Source organism: Streptosporangium roseum DSM 43021, assembly GCF_000024865.1.
Taxonomy (GTDB): domain Bacteria; phylum Actinomycetota; class Actinomycetes; order Streptosporangiales; family Streptosporangiaceae; genus Streptosporangium; species Streptosporangium roseum.
The window spans coordinates 621,639-638,047 of sequence record NC_013595.1 but is presented as its reverse complement, the minus strand read 5'-3'; the positions used below and the strand labels follow the sequence as shown (position 1 = coordinate 638,047).

General features: G+C 70.4%; 18 protein-coding genes. 6 read left to right on the top strand and 12 right to left on the bottom strand.

From position 1 onward, the window contains the following. Window positions 1-158 precede the first annotated feature (158 nt). The 4 genes from SROS_RS02975 to SROS_RS02960 all read right to left on the bottom strand — a co-directional run bounded on the left by SROS_RS02975 (window position 159) and on the right by SROS_RS02960 (window position 2,791). The gene (locus SROS_RS02975; protein WP_012887398.1) at window positions 159-503 is read right to left on the bottom strand and encodes a hypothetical protein; all 345 of its coding nucleotides are present in this window, start codon (window positions 501-503) and stop codon (window positions 159-161) included. 253 nt (window positions 504-756) lie between these two features. After that, complete coding sequence (locus SROS_RS02970; RefSeq protein ID WP_012887397.1) at window positions 757-1,380, bottom strand: GntR family transcriptional regulator; 624 nt, start codon at window positions 1,378-1,380, stop codon at window positions 757-759. Then, window positions 1,377-2,249, bottom strand: coding sequence for a DMT family transporter (locus SROS_RS02965; protein WP_012887396.1), 873 nt, complete (start codon window positions 2,247-2,249; stop codon window positions 1,377-1,379). Before SROS_RS02965 ends, SROS_RS02970 begins: the two co-directional genes overlap by 4 nt. A 200-nt stretch (window positions 2,250-2,449) precedes the next feature. Then, window positions 2,450-2,791: a hypothetical protein gene (locus SROS_RS02960; protein ID WP_012887395.1), complete on the bottom strand. Its 342-nt coding sequence runs from the start codon at window positions 2,789-2,791 to the stop codon at window positions 2,450-2,452. Window positions 2,792-3,033: 242 nt separating this feature from the next. Between SROS_RS02960 and SROS_RS02955 the strand changes: the two genes are divergently transcribed. Next, window positions 3,034-5,016: a sensor histidine kinase gene (locus tag SROS_RS02955; RefSeq protein ID WP_052316854.1), complete on the top strand. Its 1,983-nt coding sequence runs from the start codon at window positions 3,034-3,036 to the stop codon at window positions 5,014-5,016. Next, window positions 5,013-5,369 carry a DUF742 domain-containing protein gene (locus SROS_RS02950; protein WP_012887393.1) on the top strand — a complete coding sequence of 119 codons (357 nt, stop codon included), beginning with the start codon at window positions 5,013-5,015 and terminating at the stop codon, window positions 5,367-5,369. The genes SROS_RS02955 and SROS_RS02950 overlap by 4 nt, the downstream gene beginning before the upstream one ends. A 173-nt stretch (window positions 5,370-5,542) precedes the next feature. Here the strand turns inward: SROS_RS02950 and SROS_RS02945 are convergent, their stop codons facing one another. After that, the gene (locus SROS_RS02945) at window positions 5,543-6,034 is read right to left on the bottom strand and encodes a GNAT family N-acetyltransferase (protein WP_012887392.1); all 492 of its coding nucleotides are present in this window, start codon (window positions 6,032-6,034) and stop codon (window positions 5,543-5,545) included. A gap of 115 nt (window positions 6,035-6,149) precedes the next feature. On the opposite strand from SROS_RS02945, the gene SROS_RS02940 reads away from it, so the two are divergent. Then, window positions 6,150-6,782 (top strand): GNAT family N-acetyltransferase, encoded by a 633-nt coding sequence (locus tag SROS_RS02940; RefSeq protein WP_012887391.1) that lies wholly within the window; start codon window positions 6,150-6,152, stop codon window positions 6,780-6,782. Here the strand turns inward: SROS_RS02940 and SROS_RS02935 are convergent. Beyond that, window positions 6,727-7,446, bottom strand: a complete 720-nt coding sequence (locus SROS_RS02935) for an NUDIX domain-containing protein (RefSeq protein ID WP_081453019.1) — start codon at window positions 7,444-7,446, stop codon at window positions 6,727-6,729. The genes SROS_RS02940 and SROS_RS02935 overlap by 56 nt on opposite strands. A 140-nt stretch (window positions 7,447-7,586) precedes the next feature. On the opposite strand from SROS_RS02935, the gene SROS_RS02930 reads away from it, so the two are divergent. Then, entirely contained in the window at window positions 7,587-7,904 is a 318-nt protein-coding gene (locus tag SROS_RS02930) for a hypothetical protein (RefSeq protein WP_148268929.1), read from the top strand. Window positions 7,905-7,979: 75 nt separating this feature from the next. Here the strand turns inward: SROS_RS02930 and SROS_RS02925 are convergent, their stop codons facing one another. From SROS_RS02925 to SROS_RS02905, 5 genes are all read right to left on the bottom strand, one after another. Beyond that, window positions 7,980-9,155 (bottom strand): PP2C family protein-serine/threonine phosphatase, encoded by a 1,176-nt coding sequence (locus SROS_RS02925; RefSeq protein ID WP_012887388.1) that lies wholly within the window; start codon window positions 9,153-9,155, stop codon window positions 7,980-7,982. An 11-nt stretch (window positions 9,156-9,166) separates the two neighbouring features. Further along, on the bottom strand, window positions 9,167-9,958 hold the full coding sequence (locus SROS_RS02920) for an alpha/beta fold hydrolase (RefSeq protein WP_012887387.1): 792 nt from the start codon (window positions 9,956-9,958) through the stop codon (window positions 9,167-9,169). 152 nt (window positions 9,959-10,110) lie between these two features. Continuing rightward, window positions 10,111-10,512, bottom strand: a complete 402-nt coding sequence (locus tag SROS_RS02915) for an NUDIX hydrolase (RefSeq protein ID WP_012887386.1) — start codon at window positions 10,510-10,512, stop codon at window positions 10,111-10,113. Between the two features lie 17 nt (window positions 10,513-10,529). Continuing rightward, a complete protein-coding gene (gene lpdA / locus SROS_RS02910; RefSeq protein ID WP_012887385.1) occupies window positions 10,530-11,930 on the bottom strand; it encodes a dihydrolipoyl dehydrogenase in 1,401 nt (466 codons plus the stop codon). A gap of 34 nt (window positions 11,931-11,964) precedes the next feature. Next, a complete protein-coding gene (locus SROS_RS02905) occupies window positions 11,965-12,471 on the bottom strand; it encodes a winged helix-turn-helix transcriptional regulator (protein ID WP_012887384.1) in 507 nt (168 codons plus the stop codon). Between the two features lie 77 nt (window positions 12,472-12,548). Here SROS_RS02905 and SROS_RS02900 point away from each other — a divergent pair, with 77 nt between their 5' ends. Both SROS_RS02900 and SROS_RS02895 read left to right on the top strand, forming a co-directional pair. Next, on the top strand, window positions 12,549-13,391 hold the full coding sequence (locus tag SROS_RS02900; protein WP_012887383.1) for an SDR family NAD(P)-dependent oxidoreductase: 843 nt from the start codon (window positions 12,549-12,551) through the stop codon (window positions 13,389-13,391). A 162-nt stretch (window positions 13,392-13,553) separates the two neighbouring features. Next, window positions 13,554-15,179 (top strand): hypothetical protein, encoded by a 1,626-nt coding sequence (locus SROS_RS02895; RefSeq protein WP_148268928.1) that lies wholly within the window; start codon window positions 13,554-13,556, stop codon window positions 15,177-15,179. Between the two features lie 113 nt (window positions 15,180-15,292). Here SROS_RS02895 and SROS_RS02890 read toward each other — a convergent pair whose 3' ends face one another. Continuing rightward, window positions 15,293-16,333 (bottom strand): DUF3800 domain-containing protein, encoded by a 1,041-nt coding sequence (locus SROS_RS02890; protein ID WP_012887381.1) that lies wholly within the window; start codon window positions 16,331-16,333, stop codon window positions 15,293-15,295. Between the last annotated feature and the right edge of the window lie 76 nt (window positions 16,334-16,409).

Here is a 16,409-nt window from a genome sequence, read left to right as displayed (position 1 = left end):
TCAGGAGCGTGGATACCCATGGAAATCCTAGTGATCAAGATTTGGCAGGGGAATACTGCCCCCTGTCCACTACTGGCCGAAGTGGGGCAGACGGAACATCTTGACGGAACGGTCCAAACATGTAGGTTTGCCCGTTCCATCCGTCCCTTGACGAGGAATTAGTCGTACTCGAAATCCGGCAGGGGCGAAGGGGGCTCGGGGCTGCGCCAGACGACGACGTAGTCGTCGCGGGCGGCGTCCACCGCCTCGCCCAGCCGGTCGAGGTCGAAATCCGGAAGGTAGCGGAGACGGGCGAGGAAAGCAGTGTCGGTGGCCGACTGGGGGACCACGCACCCCTGACCGTCACGATCGAGGAGTATGTACAGGATGTCCGGGTCACCCACGACGCGCACCTCGACGACGTCCTCCCACGCGAGGGCGTCAACGCTGCCGTCCGCGTAGTGGCGGGTCACGCCTTCTTCGGTGACATAGACGTAGGAGTCCGGCACTGAATTGCCGTGCATGGCCGCGATTGTGACGACTCCGGGGCGTCCGGTGCAATAGAAGCGTGCAAGTCGGGCGACCGACGCGGGCACGCGGCCCGCCCCGCTACCACACGCCCCAGCCGCGATCCAGGCGCGTAACCGCCCCCCGCCCCCGCAGCGCTACTCCATGTCCTCGCCGCGCCCCAGACACCTGACCGCCGTCCACCCCCGCAGCGCTACTCCATGTCCTCGCCGCGATCCAGGCGCGTAACCGCCCCCCGCCCCCGCACCGCTAGTCCATACCCCAGCCGTGATCCAGGTGCGCGGCCACGGCCCGTCTCGCCGTCTCCGCCGGCCCCCGGCCGATCGCGTCGAGCAGGTCCCGGTGCTCGGCCACCAGCACGTCCCGGTCGGCGTAGACGGCGCGCAGCCGTACCAGGCCGAGGCGGGTCTCGGCGGCCAGCGTGGCGTAGAGCCGCTCCAGCCGGGGACTGCCCACCGCGACGATCAGCGCCTGGTGCAGCGCCATGTGCTCGGCCACCACGTCGGACCACGGGGCGTCGCCGGGCAGCCCGGCCATCCGCGCCAGTGCCCCGTCCGCCTCCGCCACCCGCCGCCCGGCCAGGGAGGTGGCCATCAGGTCCTCCAGCGGGCGCCGCACGAACATCAGGTCGTCCAGATCGGCCAGGGTCACCTCGGCCACCTGGGCGCTGCGGTGCCGTTCGCGTCTGAGCAGCCCCTCGTGCACGAGCACGGCCAGCGCCTCCCGGACGGTCGGCCGGGCCACGCCGTACTGGGCGGAGAGCTCCTGTTCCGGCAGCGTGGTGCCCGGCGCCATCTCTCCGGAGAGGACCCTGCGGCGCAGGGCGTCGGCGAGGGCGCTGACGGCGGAGACGGGGCGGAGCGGAATGGTCACGCCGACGACTCTATTGCCGCGGCTCGGCCCCGGCGGCCGGACCACCGTTCGGGAAGGGCCACCACGGCCAGGCTCCCGCCGAGCAGCAGCAGCCCCGCGGCCGAGGTGAGCGTGAGCTGCTCGCCGAGAACCACGACGCCGAGCAGGGCGGCGACCGCGGGCTCGGCGAGCGCGAGGGTGGCGGCGGTCGCGACAGGGGTGGTGCGCAGGCCCCTGCCGTACAGGATGTAGGCCAGTGCGGTGGTGGCGCAGCCGAGGTAGAGGGCGGTGAGCAGGCCGCGCGGCTCGGTGAGCCAGGCGGTGCCCGTCCACAGCAGGACCGGGAGCATCACGACCGCGGCCCCGCCGAACATGGCGCCCATCACCGCGTCGGAGGAGGCTCCCGCGCTGATCACCCGGGCTGCCGTCACCGCGTAGAACGCGTAGAGCAGGCCGCCGAGCAACGCGATCAGGACCCCGTCCAGCCGCACCTCGCCGCCCCCGCCGGTGAGCACGGCACAGCCCGCGATCGCCACCGCGGTCGCCCCGGCCCAGCGCCGGGTGGGGCGCACCCGGTCCAGCGCCCAGGAGAGCAGGCCGGTGAAGACCGGGCCGCTGCCGATGGCGACCACGGTGCCGATGGCCACGCCGGTCCGGCTGACCGCGGCGAAGAAGCAGAGCTGGTAGGCGGCCACGGCCACCGCGGCCGGCAGGAGCAGGGCCGGGCGCGGCAGGGATCGGATGGCCGGCCCCACGGCGACCGCGAGCACCAGCCCGCCGACCACCAGACGGGCGGCGGCCAGGGAGATCGGGTCGACTCCGGCGACGAGCAGTCCGGCGGTGCCTGCGGTGCCCCAGAGCACGGCGGCTCCCACGACGGCGAGCTTCATATCGAGATTGTCTGACAACTAGACAATTCAGTCAAATTTGGGGCGTGCGACAGCCACTCACCCTCGGGAGCGCGCGACCTCCCGCCGCCTGGCACCGCGCCGACGGCTCGGAGCCCTCGATGCCGCGGGCCGCCGACCGTCGATCCACCGGCCCACCGACCCGCCGACCCGCCGGCCCGCCGGCCCGCCGACTGCCCGGCTTACAGGGCGATCCGCGCCGTACTCGCCGAGGCCGCCGTCGACGATCCCCCCGGCGAGGCCTTCCCGCCGGTCCTCCTCCTGACCGACTGGGCCGTGGCCACGCAGTGAGCGCACAGGGCCCCGCTCCGGCCCTCGGCACAGGTGCAGTACCAGCGCAGGACCCCGTCGACGACCCGGAACTCCACGTACGCGGCGCCGTCGTCCACCTCCGCGGTGACCAGTGACGGGCTGAACCTGACGAGCTGTACCGCCCCCGACCTCTCCAGTTCGCCGCCGCGCACCAGAGTCGCCTCGGCCGCGCGGTCAGCCTCCAGCCCGATCAGTTCCGCGATCTGCTTCATGGGCACATCCCCCCTCTCCATGGAAGAACGTGCCCCGGGCGGTGTTGGTTCGCAGTAACCCAAAAGCTACAAATCCTTTCTTGATATGAATCACCCGCATCTCTGGTCGCGGATGATCCTCGTTGCTAGGGTTTCGCCACTGTTAACCGCACATATCTGTAGTGCGAGGTATTATGGTCGGCCGCAATCACTCGATCAGGGTCAAAATTTTCACCCTCCTTCTAGTGCCGATTGTCTCCCTTGTGGCGATTTGGGCATTTGCGGCGACCCTCACCTTCCAGAGCGGCCAGGAGCTGCTCCGGGCCAGCGAGGGATACGAGCGCGGCGTCCTCCCCACCCGGACGGTGACCACCGCGATCCAGCACGAACGGCTGCTGTCCCTGTCCGTCCTGGGCGGCTCGACGATCGCGCGCACCGAACTCGACGCCCAGCGGATCCGGACGAACACCGCCCGAACGGAGCTGGAGCGGCTGGCCCCCGCCCTCCGCGAGGGCACGTCCCCGGCCGTGCGGGACCGCCTGGTCAAGCTCCTGAGCTCGATGGAACGGCTCACCGAGATCCGGAGCGAGGTGGACACCCGCACCGCCGGCCAGACCCAGACCCTCGACGCCTACAACGCGATCGTCGGGGCCGCCTTCGAGGTCTACGACAAGATCCGGGTGTCCTCGGACATCGACATGAACGACCAGACCCGCGCCGTCGTCCTGATGGGCCGGAGCCGGGAGATGCTCAGCCAGCAGGCCGCGCTGATCGCCGGCGCCGTGGCCGAGGGCAGCATGAGCACCGACGAGCGCGCCAAGTTCAACGACCTGGCCATCGGCCGCAAGCTGCTCTACTCCATGGGCTTCAACCAGTTCGACGAGGAGTTCCAGGAGCTCTACCGGAGCCTGCAGAACTCCGGCGCCTACGCCTCGTTCGAGCGGATAGAGAAGGCCGTCACCACGGCGGGCAAACCCGCCCCCTCCTGGGCGACGGTCGCGGCGAAGGTCTCCGACACCTTCGACGACCTCGGCGGGGAGGTCAGCAAGGGCATCAGCGACCGGTCCGGGCCGCTGGCCACCGGCATCCTGCTCCAGATCGGCGTCGCCGCCGGGCTCGGCCTGGTCGCCGTCGCGCTGTCCATCTTCGTCTCGGTGCGGTTCGGCCGCCGGATAGGCACCGAGCTCGTCGGCCTCCAGCAGGCGGCTCTCGACCTGGCCCACAGCCGGCTGCCGGACGTCGTCGAGCGGCTCCGCCGGGGCGAGGACGTCTGCTCCGAGGCCCAGGAGCTGAACCACGGCACCACCACCGAGATCGTGAACGTCGGCAAGGCGTTCTCCTCCGTCCAGCGGACCGCCGTCGAGGCCGCCGCCGGCCAGGCCCAGATGCGCAAGAGCGTCAACAAGGTCTTCGTGAACCTGGCCAGGCGCAGCCAGTCGCTCCTGCACCGGCAGCTCTCCATGCTGGAGGCGATGGAACAGCGGGCCAGCGACCCGGAGACCCTCGACGACCTGTTCGGCCTGGACCACCTGACCACCCGCATGCGCCGCCACTCCGAAGGCCTGATCATCCTGTCCGGCGCGGTCCCCGGCCGGGGCTGGCGGACGCCGGTCACGATCTACGACGTGGTCCGCGCCGCCGTCGAGGAGGTCGAGGACTACCAGCGCGTGACGGTGAACGTGCCACAGGGCCCCTCGGTGGTCGGCACGGTCGTGACCGACGTGATCCACCTCGTGGCCGAGCTGGTGGAGAACGCCGCCATCTTCTCGCCCCCGCACACCATGGTGAGCATCCAGGGCGAGATGGTGGCCAGGGGCTACGCCATCGAGGTGGAGGATCGCGGGCTCGGCATCACCCCGGACGAGATGGCCCAGCTCAACCGGCGGCTGGCCGACCCGCCGGAGTTCGACCTGGCCGACAGCGACCGGCTCGGCCTGTTCGTCGTGACGCAGCTCGCCGCCCGGCACGGCATCCGCGTCTCGCTGCGCCCCTCCCCCTTCGGCGGCACCACGGCGATCGTGCTCCTGCCCGGCGAGCTGGTGGTCGCGGTGCCCGACCGCCAGGCCGCCTACTCGGCCGAGGTCGAGTGGGTCACCACCGGCAGCGGTCTGCCCAAGCGCGTACGGCAGGCCGTACCCGAACGGCGGACCGCGCCGGCTGAGGCGTCGGAGCGGGCCCCGAGCAGTGTGATGACGTCGTTCCGCGATGGATGGCGCCGTGCGGAACAGGAAGGCGGGGCGGAATGACGGAACGCTGGCTCGACCAGGACGCCGGGCCCATCGTCCGCCCGTACACGCTCACCCGCGGCCGGACCCGGGCCGCCGGGGCCCGGTTCGACCTGATCGCCATCGTGGTGGCGATCAGGACCCCGCCGCAGGATCTGCCGCCCGAACACGCGCGGATCATGCAGGCCTGCCGCCTGCCGGTCTCGGTCGCCGAGATGGCCTCGGAGACCGGCATGCCGATCGGGGTGATCCGGGTGCTCCTCGGCGACCTGCGCGAGTCCGGCCTGATCACCGTCCGGCTCCCGGTGAACGACGTCGCGCTCCCCCGGGAGAGCGTGCTCCGCGACGTGCTCGCCGGGCTCAAGGCGCTGTAGCCCGCCGCTCCCGGGCCTCCGGATCCGGGCACCGCTCCCGGATCGCCAGGCGCCACAGCCCGCCGCTCCCGGGTCGCCGGGCGCCACGGCCCGCCCGCGGACCTGCGGCCTCGGGCGCCACAGCCCGCCGCTCCCCGAGGCCCGGGGACCTCTTCACAGGCCCGTACTGCGGGTCAGTCGGTGGCCAGGCGGGCGTGCCGTTCCACGTCGTACCGCATGCCTTCGTAGCTCAGCTTGGCCCGTTCGATCCCCTCGGGCAGGAACCCCGCTCTGGTCGCCACCGCGCAGGAAGCCGGATTGTTGAGCCGGTGCCCCAGCTCGAGCCGGAACAGCCCCCGCTCCCTGAACGCCCAGTCCGCCAGCTTCCGGGCCGCGGCCGCGGCCACCCCGCGCCCTCTGGCCTGCGGTGACGTCCAGTAGGACACCCAGCCGTTGGCGTGCGCGTCGATGTTGCTCACCGCGACGTTGCCCACGACCTGACCGTCCAGCACCACGGCGAACGCCTGGGCGTCGTCCCGGAAGCCCCACGTCCCCATCCACTCCAGCGCCGCCTCAGGAGTGTCGATCGGCCGTGCCGCCTGCTGCGCCATGTCCGGCGAGCTGAACGCGCGGATCAGGGCCGGCGCGTCGTCGGGCCGCCAGCCCCTCAGTTCCACCTCAATCATGCGATGCAGGTTATTGCCCCGATGTGAGGCGCGGGAAGGCGGAACCTGCCGCCCCGGAGGGCCCACCCGTCACAGATCTTGTGAGAGCGCTCCCACAAAGGGCATCATTGCCCGCATGACCACTGTCCGGCCGTACCGCCCCGACGACCGCGCCGCGCTCCACGACATCTGCGTACGGACCGCGCACGACGGCGGCGACTCCCGGCACATCTACTCCGACCTGGAGCTGATGCCGAGCATTTTCGCAGCTCCATACGCCTTTCTGGAGCCGGAGCTGACCTTCGTCCTCGACGACGGAGACCGCGCGGTCGGCTACGTCCTCGGCACGGCCGACACCGTCGCCTTCACCGAGGCCTTCCGCTCGTCATGGCTTCCGCTCATGAAAGAGCGCTTTCCGGCGCTCGGCGGACCGCCCACGACTCCGAGCGAGACGATGATCGACCTGATGTACCGCCCCGAGCGCATGATCCTCCCCGAGCTGGCCGTGTACCCGGCGCACCTCCACATCGACCTGCTCCCGGACCACCAGCGCAAGGGCCACGGCCGCGCGCTGATGAACGCCTTCCTCGACGCGCTGCACGACAGGGGGGTGCCGGCCGTGCACCTCGGCATGGTCACCGCCAACACCCCGGCGCGGGCCTTCTACGACCGCCTCGGCTTCCACGAGATCCCGGTCGCCGACCCCGGCCCCCTCACCTATCTCGGCCGGCGAACGGACCGGACAGCGCCGCCCACTGCAGCAGCATGACGGTCTTCGCGTCGGCGATCTCCCCCGAGCCGATCATGGCGAGAGCCTTCGCGAAGGGCAGCTCCACCACCTCGATGTCCTCGCCGTCGTCGGCCAGCCCGCCCCCCTCGGAGGTCCGCCGGTCCGCGGTGTACGGCGCGGCGAAGAAGTGGAGGCGCTCGGTGACCGAGCCGGGGCTCATGTAGACGTCGAAGACGTGCCGGACCTCACCGATGTCGTAGCCCGTCTCCTCGGCGGCCTCCCGCCGGATCGCGGTCTCCGGGTCGTCGTCGTCGAGCAGGCCGGCGGCGGTTTCGAGCAGCAGCCCGTCGGGGTGGCCGTTCACGTAGACCGGATAACGGAACTGCCTGGTCAGCAGGACGGTCGCCCGCTCGGCGTCGTAGAGGAGCACCGTCGCGCCGTTGCCCCGGTCGTAGGTCTCGCGCTCCTGGGCGGACCAGCTCCCGTCCGTGCGCAGGTAGTCGAAGGTCGTCCTGCGCAGGATGTACCAGCTCGACGAGAGCAGCTCCACCTCCCGCACCCGGACCCGGGGGTTGCCGTCCAGGTCGCGCCCGGCCCGGTCGAGGCCGGTACGGCCGCGCCGGTCGGGAACGTCGACTCCGGGCACCCCGTCCGGCACGGGAGGCCCCGCCTTCGCGTCGTCCGGTCTGGCAGGTATGTCCATGGCCATCAGTCTGCACCAGCGCGCGAGGAGACGACGCCCGTCCGCGCAGGCGGCGGGGGCGGGCCTCCGATCCGGCCGGATGCCCGCATCCGGCCGGAGGTCCCAGATAGATCTGGGGATAGGTGGGCACTCAAGCACCTATGAGTGACGATGCGCAGGGCCACGACTTCCGCGGAAACAGCTTGGGGGACGGGTCTCCGGACCGTCCCAGGACGATGGGAGAGATCGCCGTGAACCTGGCCGTCAGCGAGGCGCTCGCCAATCACGGCCACCACGCGCTGGTCAACGCGCACGAGACCGCGGCCGACAACCACGAGATCATGGCCAGGGCGGGGGTGGGCGACGTGGACGAGCACCTCGACCTGGCGCGGTGGCACCGCTGGTGCGCGATCGTGGAGGACCAGATCGCCGACGAGGCGGACCATCGGACTCCTGCCAGACGCGACAGGAGTTCCTGAAGGGAGACGCGCGACAGCTCGCCAACCCGCCGGAGGGCCTCACTCATCCCGGAACCCGCCGGGGGGCCGCACCGCTCAATCCGGAATCTTGAGGACCACTATGGCGATGTCATCGCTGGGCATGCCGGACTGGAACGCCACCACCTCGTCCATCAGGTGCCCGGCGATGTCCGCCGCGTCCGCGTCCCGCGAGGCGCTGAGCACCTGCCTCATCCTCTCCTCCCCGAAGAACCCCGTCCGCCCCCGCCCCTCGACGACCCCGTCGGTGTAGAAGACGACGACGTCCCCCGGAGCGAGATCGACGGTGACGTCGTGGAGCTCCACGGAGTCCAGGATGCCGAGCACGGTCCCGGGGTGGCCGATCATGCTGACGCGCCCCTCCTTGGACAGGTGGAAGGCGGGCGGATGGCCGCCCAGGGCCAGGGTTAGCCGGAACCGGTCCCGAGCGTCCCGATGGACCTGCGCGTATACGGCCGTCAGGAACCGGTCCGTCCGCTCGTTCACCAGCACCTCGTTGAGGGTGGCGAGGATCGCCGAAGGCCTGCTCTCCCGGAGGGGGGCGGCCCGGAGGGTGTACCGGGCGAGGCTGGTGACGACGGCCGCCTGCACGCCCTTGCCGCACACGTCGCCGAGGGTGAGGGCCCAGCCGTCCACGATCTCGTACATGTCGTAGAAGTCACCGCCGACCTCGTCACCCTGCCCGGCCGGCCGGTACATCCCGGCGACGTCCATCCCGGGGACGCGGGGCAGCTCCGGCGGGATGAAGCTCTCCTGCAGGGTCCGGGCGAGCTCGACCGCCCGCCTCTGCGACTCCTCCGCCCGCTGCCGCGCCTGCAGAAGCTCGCGTTCGTAGCCTCTGCGGTCGCTGGCGGCGACGACGCCGATCCAGATCTCCTCCGGCCGGGCGGGGGTCTGCTCCTTCATCACCGCGTTGAGCAGGACCGGGACCCTGCTCCCGTCAGCGCGCCTCAGGTCGACCGCGATCTCCTTGACCCCGGCCTGCAGCGCCAGCAGCGGGGCGAAATGCGTCTCGTAGAGGATGCGGTCGCCGACCGCCAGCAGGTCGTGGATCCGGATCCGGCCGACCAGTTCCTGCCGGCGGTATCCCGTCAGGGCGAGCATCGTGCGGTTGACCTTGATGATCATGCCATCGCCCCGCGTGGAGAGATAGCCGCACGGGGCGTCCTCGTACAGGTCCTCCAGGACTCCCAGGGCGTCCCCGGTCACCTGCGCGTCGTCATGGGCGGTCATGGGTGGCCCGCCTACAGGAACGCCTTGATCGCGGCAATGGTCTCCTCGGGGGCGCTCAGGTTGGGGCAGTGGCCGGTGGCCCGCATCAGCGTCAGCTCGCTGCCCGGGATCGCCCGGTGGACGTAGTGGCCCACCTGCGGCGGAGCGAGCGCGTCGTGCGAGCACTGCAGGATCAGCGCGGGCACGGCGACCTTCCCGAGGTCGTCCCGGTTGTCGGACAGGAATGTCGTCCTGGCGAACTGCTTGGCGATCTCCGGGTCGGTACGGCAGAAGCTGTTGGTCAGCTCCTCCCCCAGCTCCGGGCGGTCAGGATTGCCCATGACCACCGGCGCCATCTGGCTCGACCATCCCAGATAGTTGCTGTCGAGCGAGTCGACGAGTTCCTCGATGTCGGCGCCGCTGAACCCGCCGACGTAGTCGCCGTCGTCGATGTAGCGGGGCGAGGGCGCCACCAGGATCAGCGTGCCCAGCCGGCGGGGCTCGCGGACGGCCGCGAGCACGCCGACCATCGCACTGACCGAGTGCCCGACGAAGACGGCTCCGGTGAGGTCCAGCTCCTCGCAGACGTCGAGGACGTCCTGGGCGTAGCCGTCGAGCGACGCGTAACGCTCTGCGGAGTAGGCGGACAGCTCCGAACGCCCCGCTCCGACGTAGTCGAACAGGACGGTCTCGTACTCGTCCTCGAATGCGGGTGCCACATATCGCCACATGCTCTGATCGCAGCCGAACCCGTGGGAGAAGATCATGGGTCTGCCGCCCCTCCGGCCGGCGACCTTGACGTTGTTACGGGCCACGATGTCCATTGGCCGACTTTAGCCATCCCATGGACAAGGGAGAACAAATGCACCCATAAGGGTGGATATAACTTTTTTACATTATAAAATCACCGCAAAGTGGAATAACGCCATGGACCGGATACCGTTCCCGGCCCGCCCCCGTCTCCGGACGGCCCCTCTCAGGCCAACCGGCCCTCGGCCCGCAGGGAGTCGAAGATCAGCCGGACGACCGGCGACACGCGATGACGGTCACCGTAGGCGAGCCACACCACCTCCTCGACCTCACCGCCGGGGGCCAGATCGCCCCGGTAGTCGGCCTCGTAGCAGGACATCCGGACGCTCAGGCCCTCGGCGTGCCCGTGCGCCCGAGCCTCGAAGACCCCCGCGAAGCGACCGCTCTCCCGGACGATCGCCACGGACAGCTCCTCGCCGATCTCACGGACGAGCGTGTCGAGATCCGTCTCCCCGGCCTCGCGTTTGCCGCCGGGGAGATAGCAGACGTCCTTGCCACGCGAACGGGCGCCCAGGATCCGGCCGCCCTCGATCCGGATCCACGCCACCTTGTCGATCGGATCAGCCATGACACCCTCCTCCGGTCTCACATGTTGATCATGTGCCCGGCCAGGCCGTGAACCGCCTCCTTGACCGCCTCCCCGAGCGTGGGGTGGGCATGCACGTTACGCGCCACCTCGTGGACCGTCAGATCCCACTGCTGGGCCAGCGTCAGCTCGGGCAGCAGCTCGGTGACCTCCGGGCCGATCAGATGAGCGCCGATCAGCTCCCCGTGCTCGCCGTCGCTGAGGAGCTTGACGAATCCGGTGACGTCGCCCAGGCCGTGGGCCTTGCCGTTGGCGGTGAACGGGAACTTGGCCACCTTCACGTCGTAGCCGAGCTCGCGGGCCTGCGCCTCGGTGAAGCCGAAGCTGGCGATCTGGGGCTGGCAGTACGTCGCCCGCGGGATCATCACGTAGTCCAGCTCCATCGTCTCCTCGTCGGCGATGGTCTCCGCCGCGATGATCCCCATGGACTCGGCGGCGTGGGCGAGCATCAGCTTGGCGGTCACGTCGCCGATGGCGAAGATGTGCGGCACGCTCGTACGGCCCCGGCCGTCGATGTCGATGGCGCCGCGCTCGGTCAGGGCGACCCCGGTGCGCTCCAGCCCGTAGCCCTCCACCCGGGGCTGGAAGCCGATCGCCTGCATCACCTTGTCGGCCTCGATGACCTGCTGCTGCCCCTCGCGCGAGACCGTCACCCGCACCTGCTCGCCGGAGTCGTCGATCGACTCCACCCGGGTCGAGGTCAGCACCTCGATGCCGAGCCGCTTGTAGCGCCGCGCGAGCTCCGCCGAGACCTCCTCGTCCTCCAGGGGGACGACGCGGTCGAGGAACTCCACGATCGTCACCTTGACGCCGTAGTTGTGCAGCACGTAGGCGAACTCGACGCCGATCGCGCCCGCACCCGCGATGACGATGCTCTCGGGGAGCTTGTCACTCAGGATCTGCTCCTCGTACGTCACGACCCGCTCCGTCACCGATGTCCCCGGCAGCAGCTTCGTGGTCGCGCCCGTCGCGATGATGCAGTGGTCGAACGTCACCGTCTCCGCGCCGCCGTCCCGGCCGGCCACCTGAAGCGTGTTGGCGTCGACGAAGGTGCCGCGGCCGTCGTATTCGGTGATGCCGTTCTTCTTCATCAGGTAGTGAACGCCCTTGACGCGCCCGTCGGCGACCTTGCGGCTGCGCTTGAAGGCCTCGCCGTAGTCGAAGGTGACCTGTCCTTCGACCCGGATGCCGTACGTCTTGGCCTCGTGCGTGAAGATGTGCGCCAGCTCCGCGTTGCGCAGCAGCGCCTTGGAGGGGATGCATCCCACGTTGAGGCAGACACCACCCCAGTAACGTTCCTCGACGACCGCCACGCTGAGTCCCAGCTGGGCTGCTCGGATGGCGGCCACGTATCCGCCCGGACCCGCACCGAGGACGACCACGTCATAGTGAGTGCTCATGCATCGGACGATATTGAATGAGGGATCGATCGCTTCACCGGGGGTGGCCTTCCGGCCCGCCGCCCCCCGGAACCGGTGACCGCCGGCCCGGTACGGCGGCGCCCTCACCCGGCGGAGCGGGGACCGGCGCGCCTCCGGCCGTGTCGTAGTCGTCGCGGGCCGATTCGATGCCGGCGTGGTGATCGACCGCCCAGTCCGCGACGGCCGACAGCGGGACCAGGAGCGCGGCCCCCAGGTCGGTGAGGGCGTACTCCACGCTCGGCGGCACGGTGGGGTGGACCGTACGCGCCACCAGGCCGTCCCGCTCAAGGCCGCGCAGCGTGCGGGTGAGCATCCGCTGGCTGATCCCGTCGATCACGCGGTGCAGCTCGTTGAACCGGCGGGGCCCCCGGCCGAGGAGCACCACGAGCAGCACGCTCCACTTGTCGCCCACCCGCCGCAGGACGTCGGTCAGCGCGCACGACTCGTACTCCCGCACCGAGACCGGAAGCGGCAGGTCGAACGCGATGACAGAGGGCACATCGGTGTGCGTACCTGACATTGAAGTGCCTCCTTACGCGACAGTCCTCACATTCTCGATGATGACGGTACGGATCACCGATCACCACGGGGGACTGAATGTCCAAGATCATCGTCATCGCGGGCGCGACCAACGGCATCGGCAGGGGGATCGCCCTGGACCGGCTCCGCCGGGGCGACGTCGTGGTGGCCGTCGGGAGCAGCGCCGAACGGGGCGCCAGGCTCCGCGCCGACGCCGAACAGGCCGGCGCGGGTGACCGGCTCGACTTCCTCCGGGCCGACCTCAGCTCGATCGCGGAGAACGACCGGGTCATCGACCACGTCACCGCACGCCACCCCGCGATCGACGCCCTCGTGCTGACCGCCAACCGGCAGAGCGCGGAGCGGCGGGAGACCGCCGAGGGGCTGGAGTTCACCTTCGCGCTCTACTACCTGAGCCGCTACCTGCTCGGATACGGCCTCCGCGGGGCGCTGGAGGCAAGTCCGTCCCCCGTCATCCTCAACGTGGCGGGGGCCGGGATCACCGCGGGCGCGGTCATGTGGGACGACCTGCAGCTCGAACGCCGCTACGGCATGCTGCGCGCCCAGCTCCAGGGCGGGCGGGCCAACGACCTGCTGGGCGTGTCCTTCACCGAGGAGACCGGCGGCACGGTGAGGTATGTGATGTATCACCCCGGTTTCACCGACAACGGGGACTTCTCCCACCTCCCCCGGCCACTGAGCGCCCTCGTCAAACTGCTCGCCAGGTTCGCCGCCCGCTCGATCGACCAGGTCGTCCCGCCCCTGAGCGGACTGCTCGACACTCCTCCCCTCCAGCCCCTGACCGCCGTCGACCGGGGCAGAACCGTCCCCCTCACGCTCAGGACCTTCGACCCGGCCGATGCCCGCCGCCTGGCCCGGCTCACCGAGGAGCTCCTCGCCTCCCGGCGGACCCCGCGCTAGTCACCTCACGGCGGTCCCCACGCCGGCGGACGGCGCGTCGGCGGACGGCGCGTCGGCGGACGGCGCGTCGGCGGACGGCGCGTCGAGGATGCCGGGGGACTTTGCGGGAATGAATGTGTGAGGGGGCTGGAGACGGGGGCGGCGATGGGGGTGTTCCGGCATGTGACCGACCGTCGGGACGGACTGCCGGTGCTGGTGCTGCTGGTCGCGGGGCTGGTGACCGGCGGCGGGCAGGCGTCGCAGTGGGGTCTCACCGACCAGGCCGGGCGGGGAGCCCACTGGGCCCCGGCCGGGCAGAGCGGGCAGGGAGCCCACTGGGCTCTCGCCGGGCAGACCGGGCGGGCGTCCCCGCGAGCCGTGACGGCGGCGGGCCTGAGCACGATCGCAGTCGCGGGCATGACCTCGACCGCGGGGACCGGCACGACCGCGACTGTGACCGCGACCGCAACGGCAACCGCGGAGCCGACGTTCGCGGACTATGTCGCCGGGCTGAAGGCGGATGTGGCCAAGGCGTGGCCCAGGACCGGGACGCTCTTCCCCGGAGCCGACTTCAGCACGCTGGTGCTGCTGGTGTCGGACGGGCGGCAGGCGGCCGCGATCACGGCCGAGGGGGTGACGCCGACCTCGGTGGCGGAGATGGAACGGAGGGGCGTAGCCGTTCCGGAACTGATCGCACCGGCCGAGTGGGACGGCCGGTACGCCGTCGCGATCAACACGGCGCTGGGGAGGCTCCACTTCGAGCCCGGACCGGCCGGGCAGCGGATCGGCTCGGTCCTCACGGTGTTCGGCAAGACCACCCATGAGGCGTTCCGGTTCTACGTCCAGGGCTTCGCCCTGGGTCCTGACCGGATCTGGCCGTCGCTCCGCGCCGAGGGGCGGCGCGCGACCGAATATCCCCTGCGGGCCACGCCACGGCTGTACCGGGCGATGATCTACAACGAGCTGCGGGAGGCCTACCGGGTGCCGGACACCAGGCCCGCGCGTCTGGCCGCGGCAGCGTACTGGGCAGAGCGGTGGGCCAGGGAGTTCCCCGCCGAGCGCGAGCGGATCGCGGTCGTCGACATCGACGCGGGGACCGCCGAGTACGTCGGTAAGTCCGCCGTCGCGATGGCGGCCGCCACCCCACCGGGCGACCGGCGCGAGCAGCGTGCCTTCCTGCTCGACGAGCTGATGAAGCCCGCGACCGGCGGCACCGACAGCGTGGACCTCGAAAGCTATCCGATCGGACTGGCCGCCGGGCTGGTCGCCGACGATCTCGGACTGGACTGGAAGGCGGCGGTGGTCAACGGGCCGGACACGCCGCTCGACCTGGTGGTCAGGGGCGTGACCCCCAGCGCCCGGCCCGAACCCGCCGGGCTGCGCAGGACGATCGACGAACAGGTGGCACGGGCGAACACCGAGATCGCCATGGATCTCGACCCGGCCATAGCCGCCTTCCGGGACCCCCGGACCGCCCTGCTGCTGGTCCCACCGCCCCCGGAGGGCACTCAGCCCGAGCCCAGGAGCCTGAGCGGCGAATACATCGTCGACCGCGTCCCCGGCACGGTGTACCGGCGTTTCACGCAGAAGCTCCGCGTGAGCAGCGGTGTGCTGGAGGCGAAGGAGCTGTCGGTGTTCTCCGATCAGGTCGACGGGGTGGACTACACGATCATCCCCTTCGACCCCACCGGCGGCGACAGCCCGCTGTCCGGGGACCGGGTGAGGTTCACCTCCGCCAACCTGACCGGCGACCTGCAGGTCAGGGCCGGCCCCATGCTGGCGGGGAAGAAGACCTTCGTCGCGCAGTGACCCCGCCCCACCCGCCGTCCGCTCGCTTCCCGCCCCTCCCCGCCGGATCCCGGCCCCTCACGCGGCCGGCCGCCGGTCCGGCGCGGTCTCCGGTCAGGCGGGCTGAGCGATCTTCACGACCGGGCGCCCGGTGGGGGTCCCAGCAGGGACCAGCTTCGGTCATCCCCCCAGACCGAGGATGGATCCACATATGGACGTAGTAACGCAACGAGGTCCGCGTCGCCTCGATCGTTGAGTTCGTCCGACGCTATCTTCCGTGCCACCCCGGCCAGGAAGTCGGCGACCTGGACCCGTGGATCCGAGCGTGAGTCGACGAGCCGCAGGCCGGTCAGCCGACCCGTGGGCGCATGACGGAGACCGTTGGGATGCGACGCGCCGAACATCTCCTTGAGCTGTGCGATGCGCTTGTCCGTCAACGCGTTGTGCTCGTCGTGAACGATGGAAACGGGGTTCCCGCCTTCACCCCAGCGGACGACGGCCTGGACGATGGCCGGGATCAGCGGGTCCAGCGCCGGCATCATCTTCGGATCGTCGAGAAGCCGCGCCCGGAAGGAGTCGGCGTGCGGCCTGGCCCGCCTCAGCAGCTCCATGATTTCTCCGACCCGGCCGCCTGCGCCGGCGAGGCCCAGGACGTCCACCGTACGGAAGAACGCGTCGGCAGACGTCCTGGCGCGCATCAGGTCATTGAACGACTCCAGAAAGGCGTTCCACCGTTCACGCCCGAACGCGCGCCGCCCTTCGCGATACAGGGTGACAGCCATGGCCTCAGCCTGCCGGTCCCGGCGCGGAGCCGTGTCCGCCGCGTAGACGACCTCTCCGACGAGCAGGTCGACGACCTTGCCGACGGCGAAGAACGTCTTGTCGATCAGATAGACATGCGCGTTCCCGTAAATTGGCCCCAACGGCCCGAGTAGCCATTCGAGGACCGGCCGATGCTTCTCGCGGAGCAGATGATTGGCTTTGTACTCCGTGGCCGGAGATCTTATTCTGTCGCGTGTTTCCCGGATGCACTCCGCCGCCGATTCGGCGCTCAACCGCACACCGGCGTGTGCGAAGACATCGGTGTTTCCGCCGATGAGCTTCCCGCCCTCCGAGCCGGACTCGTCGCAGGCGATCTCAAGAATATGGCCGGTCGATGGAAATTCCGCCTGCATGAGATCTCTGCGACCGCCTGTCACTGGCTGGTTCCCTCACGGATGAGCTGCTCTGGAATACGCAGGGCACGTCGAT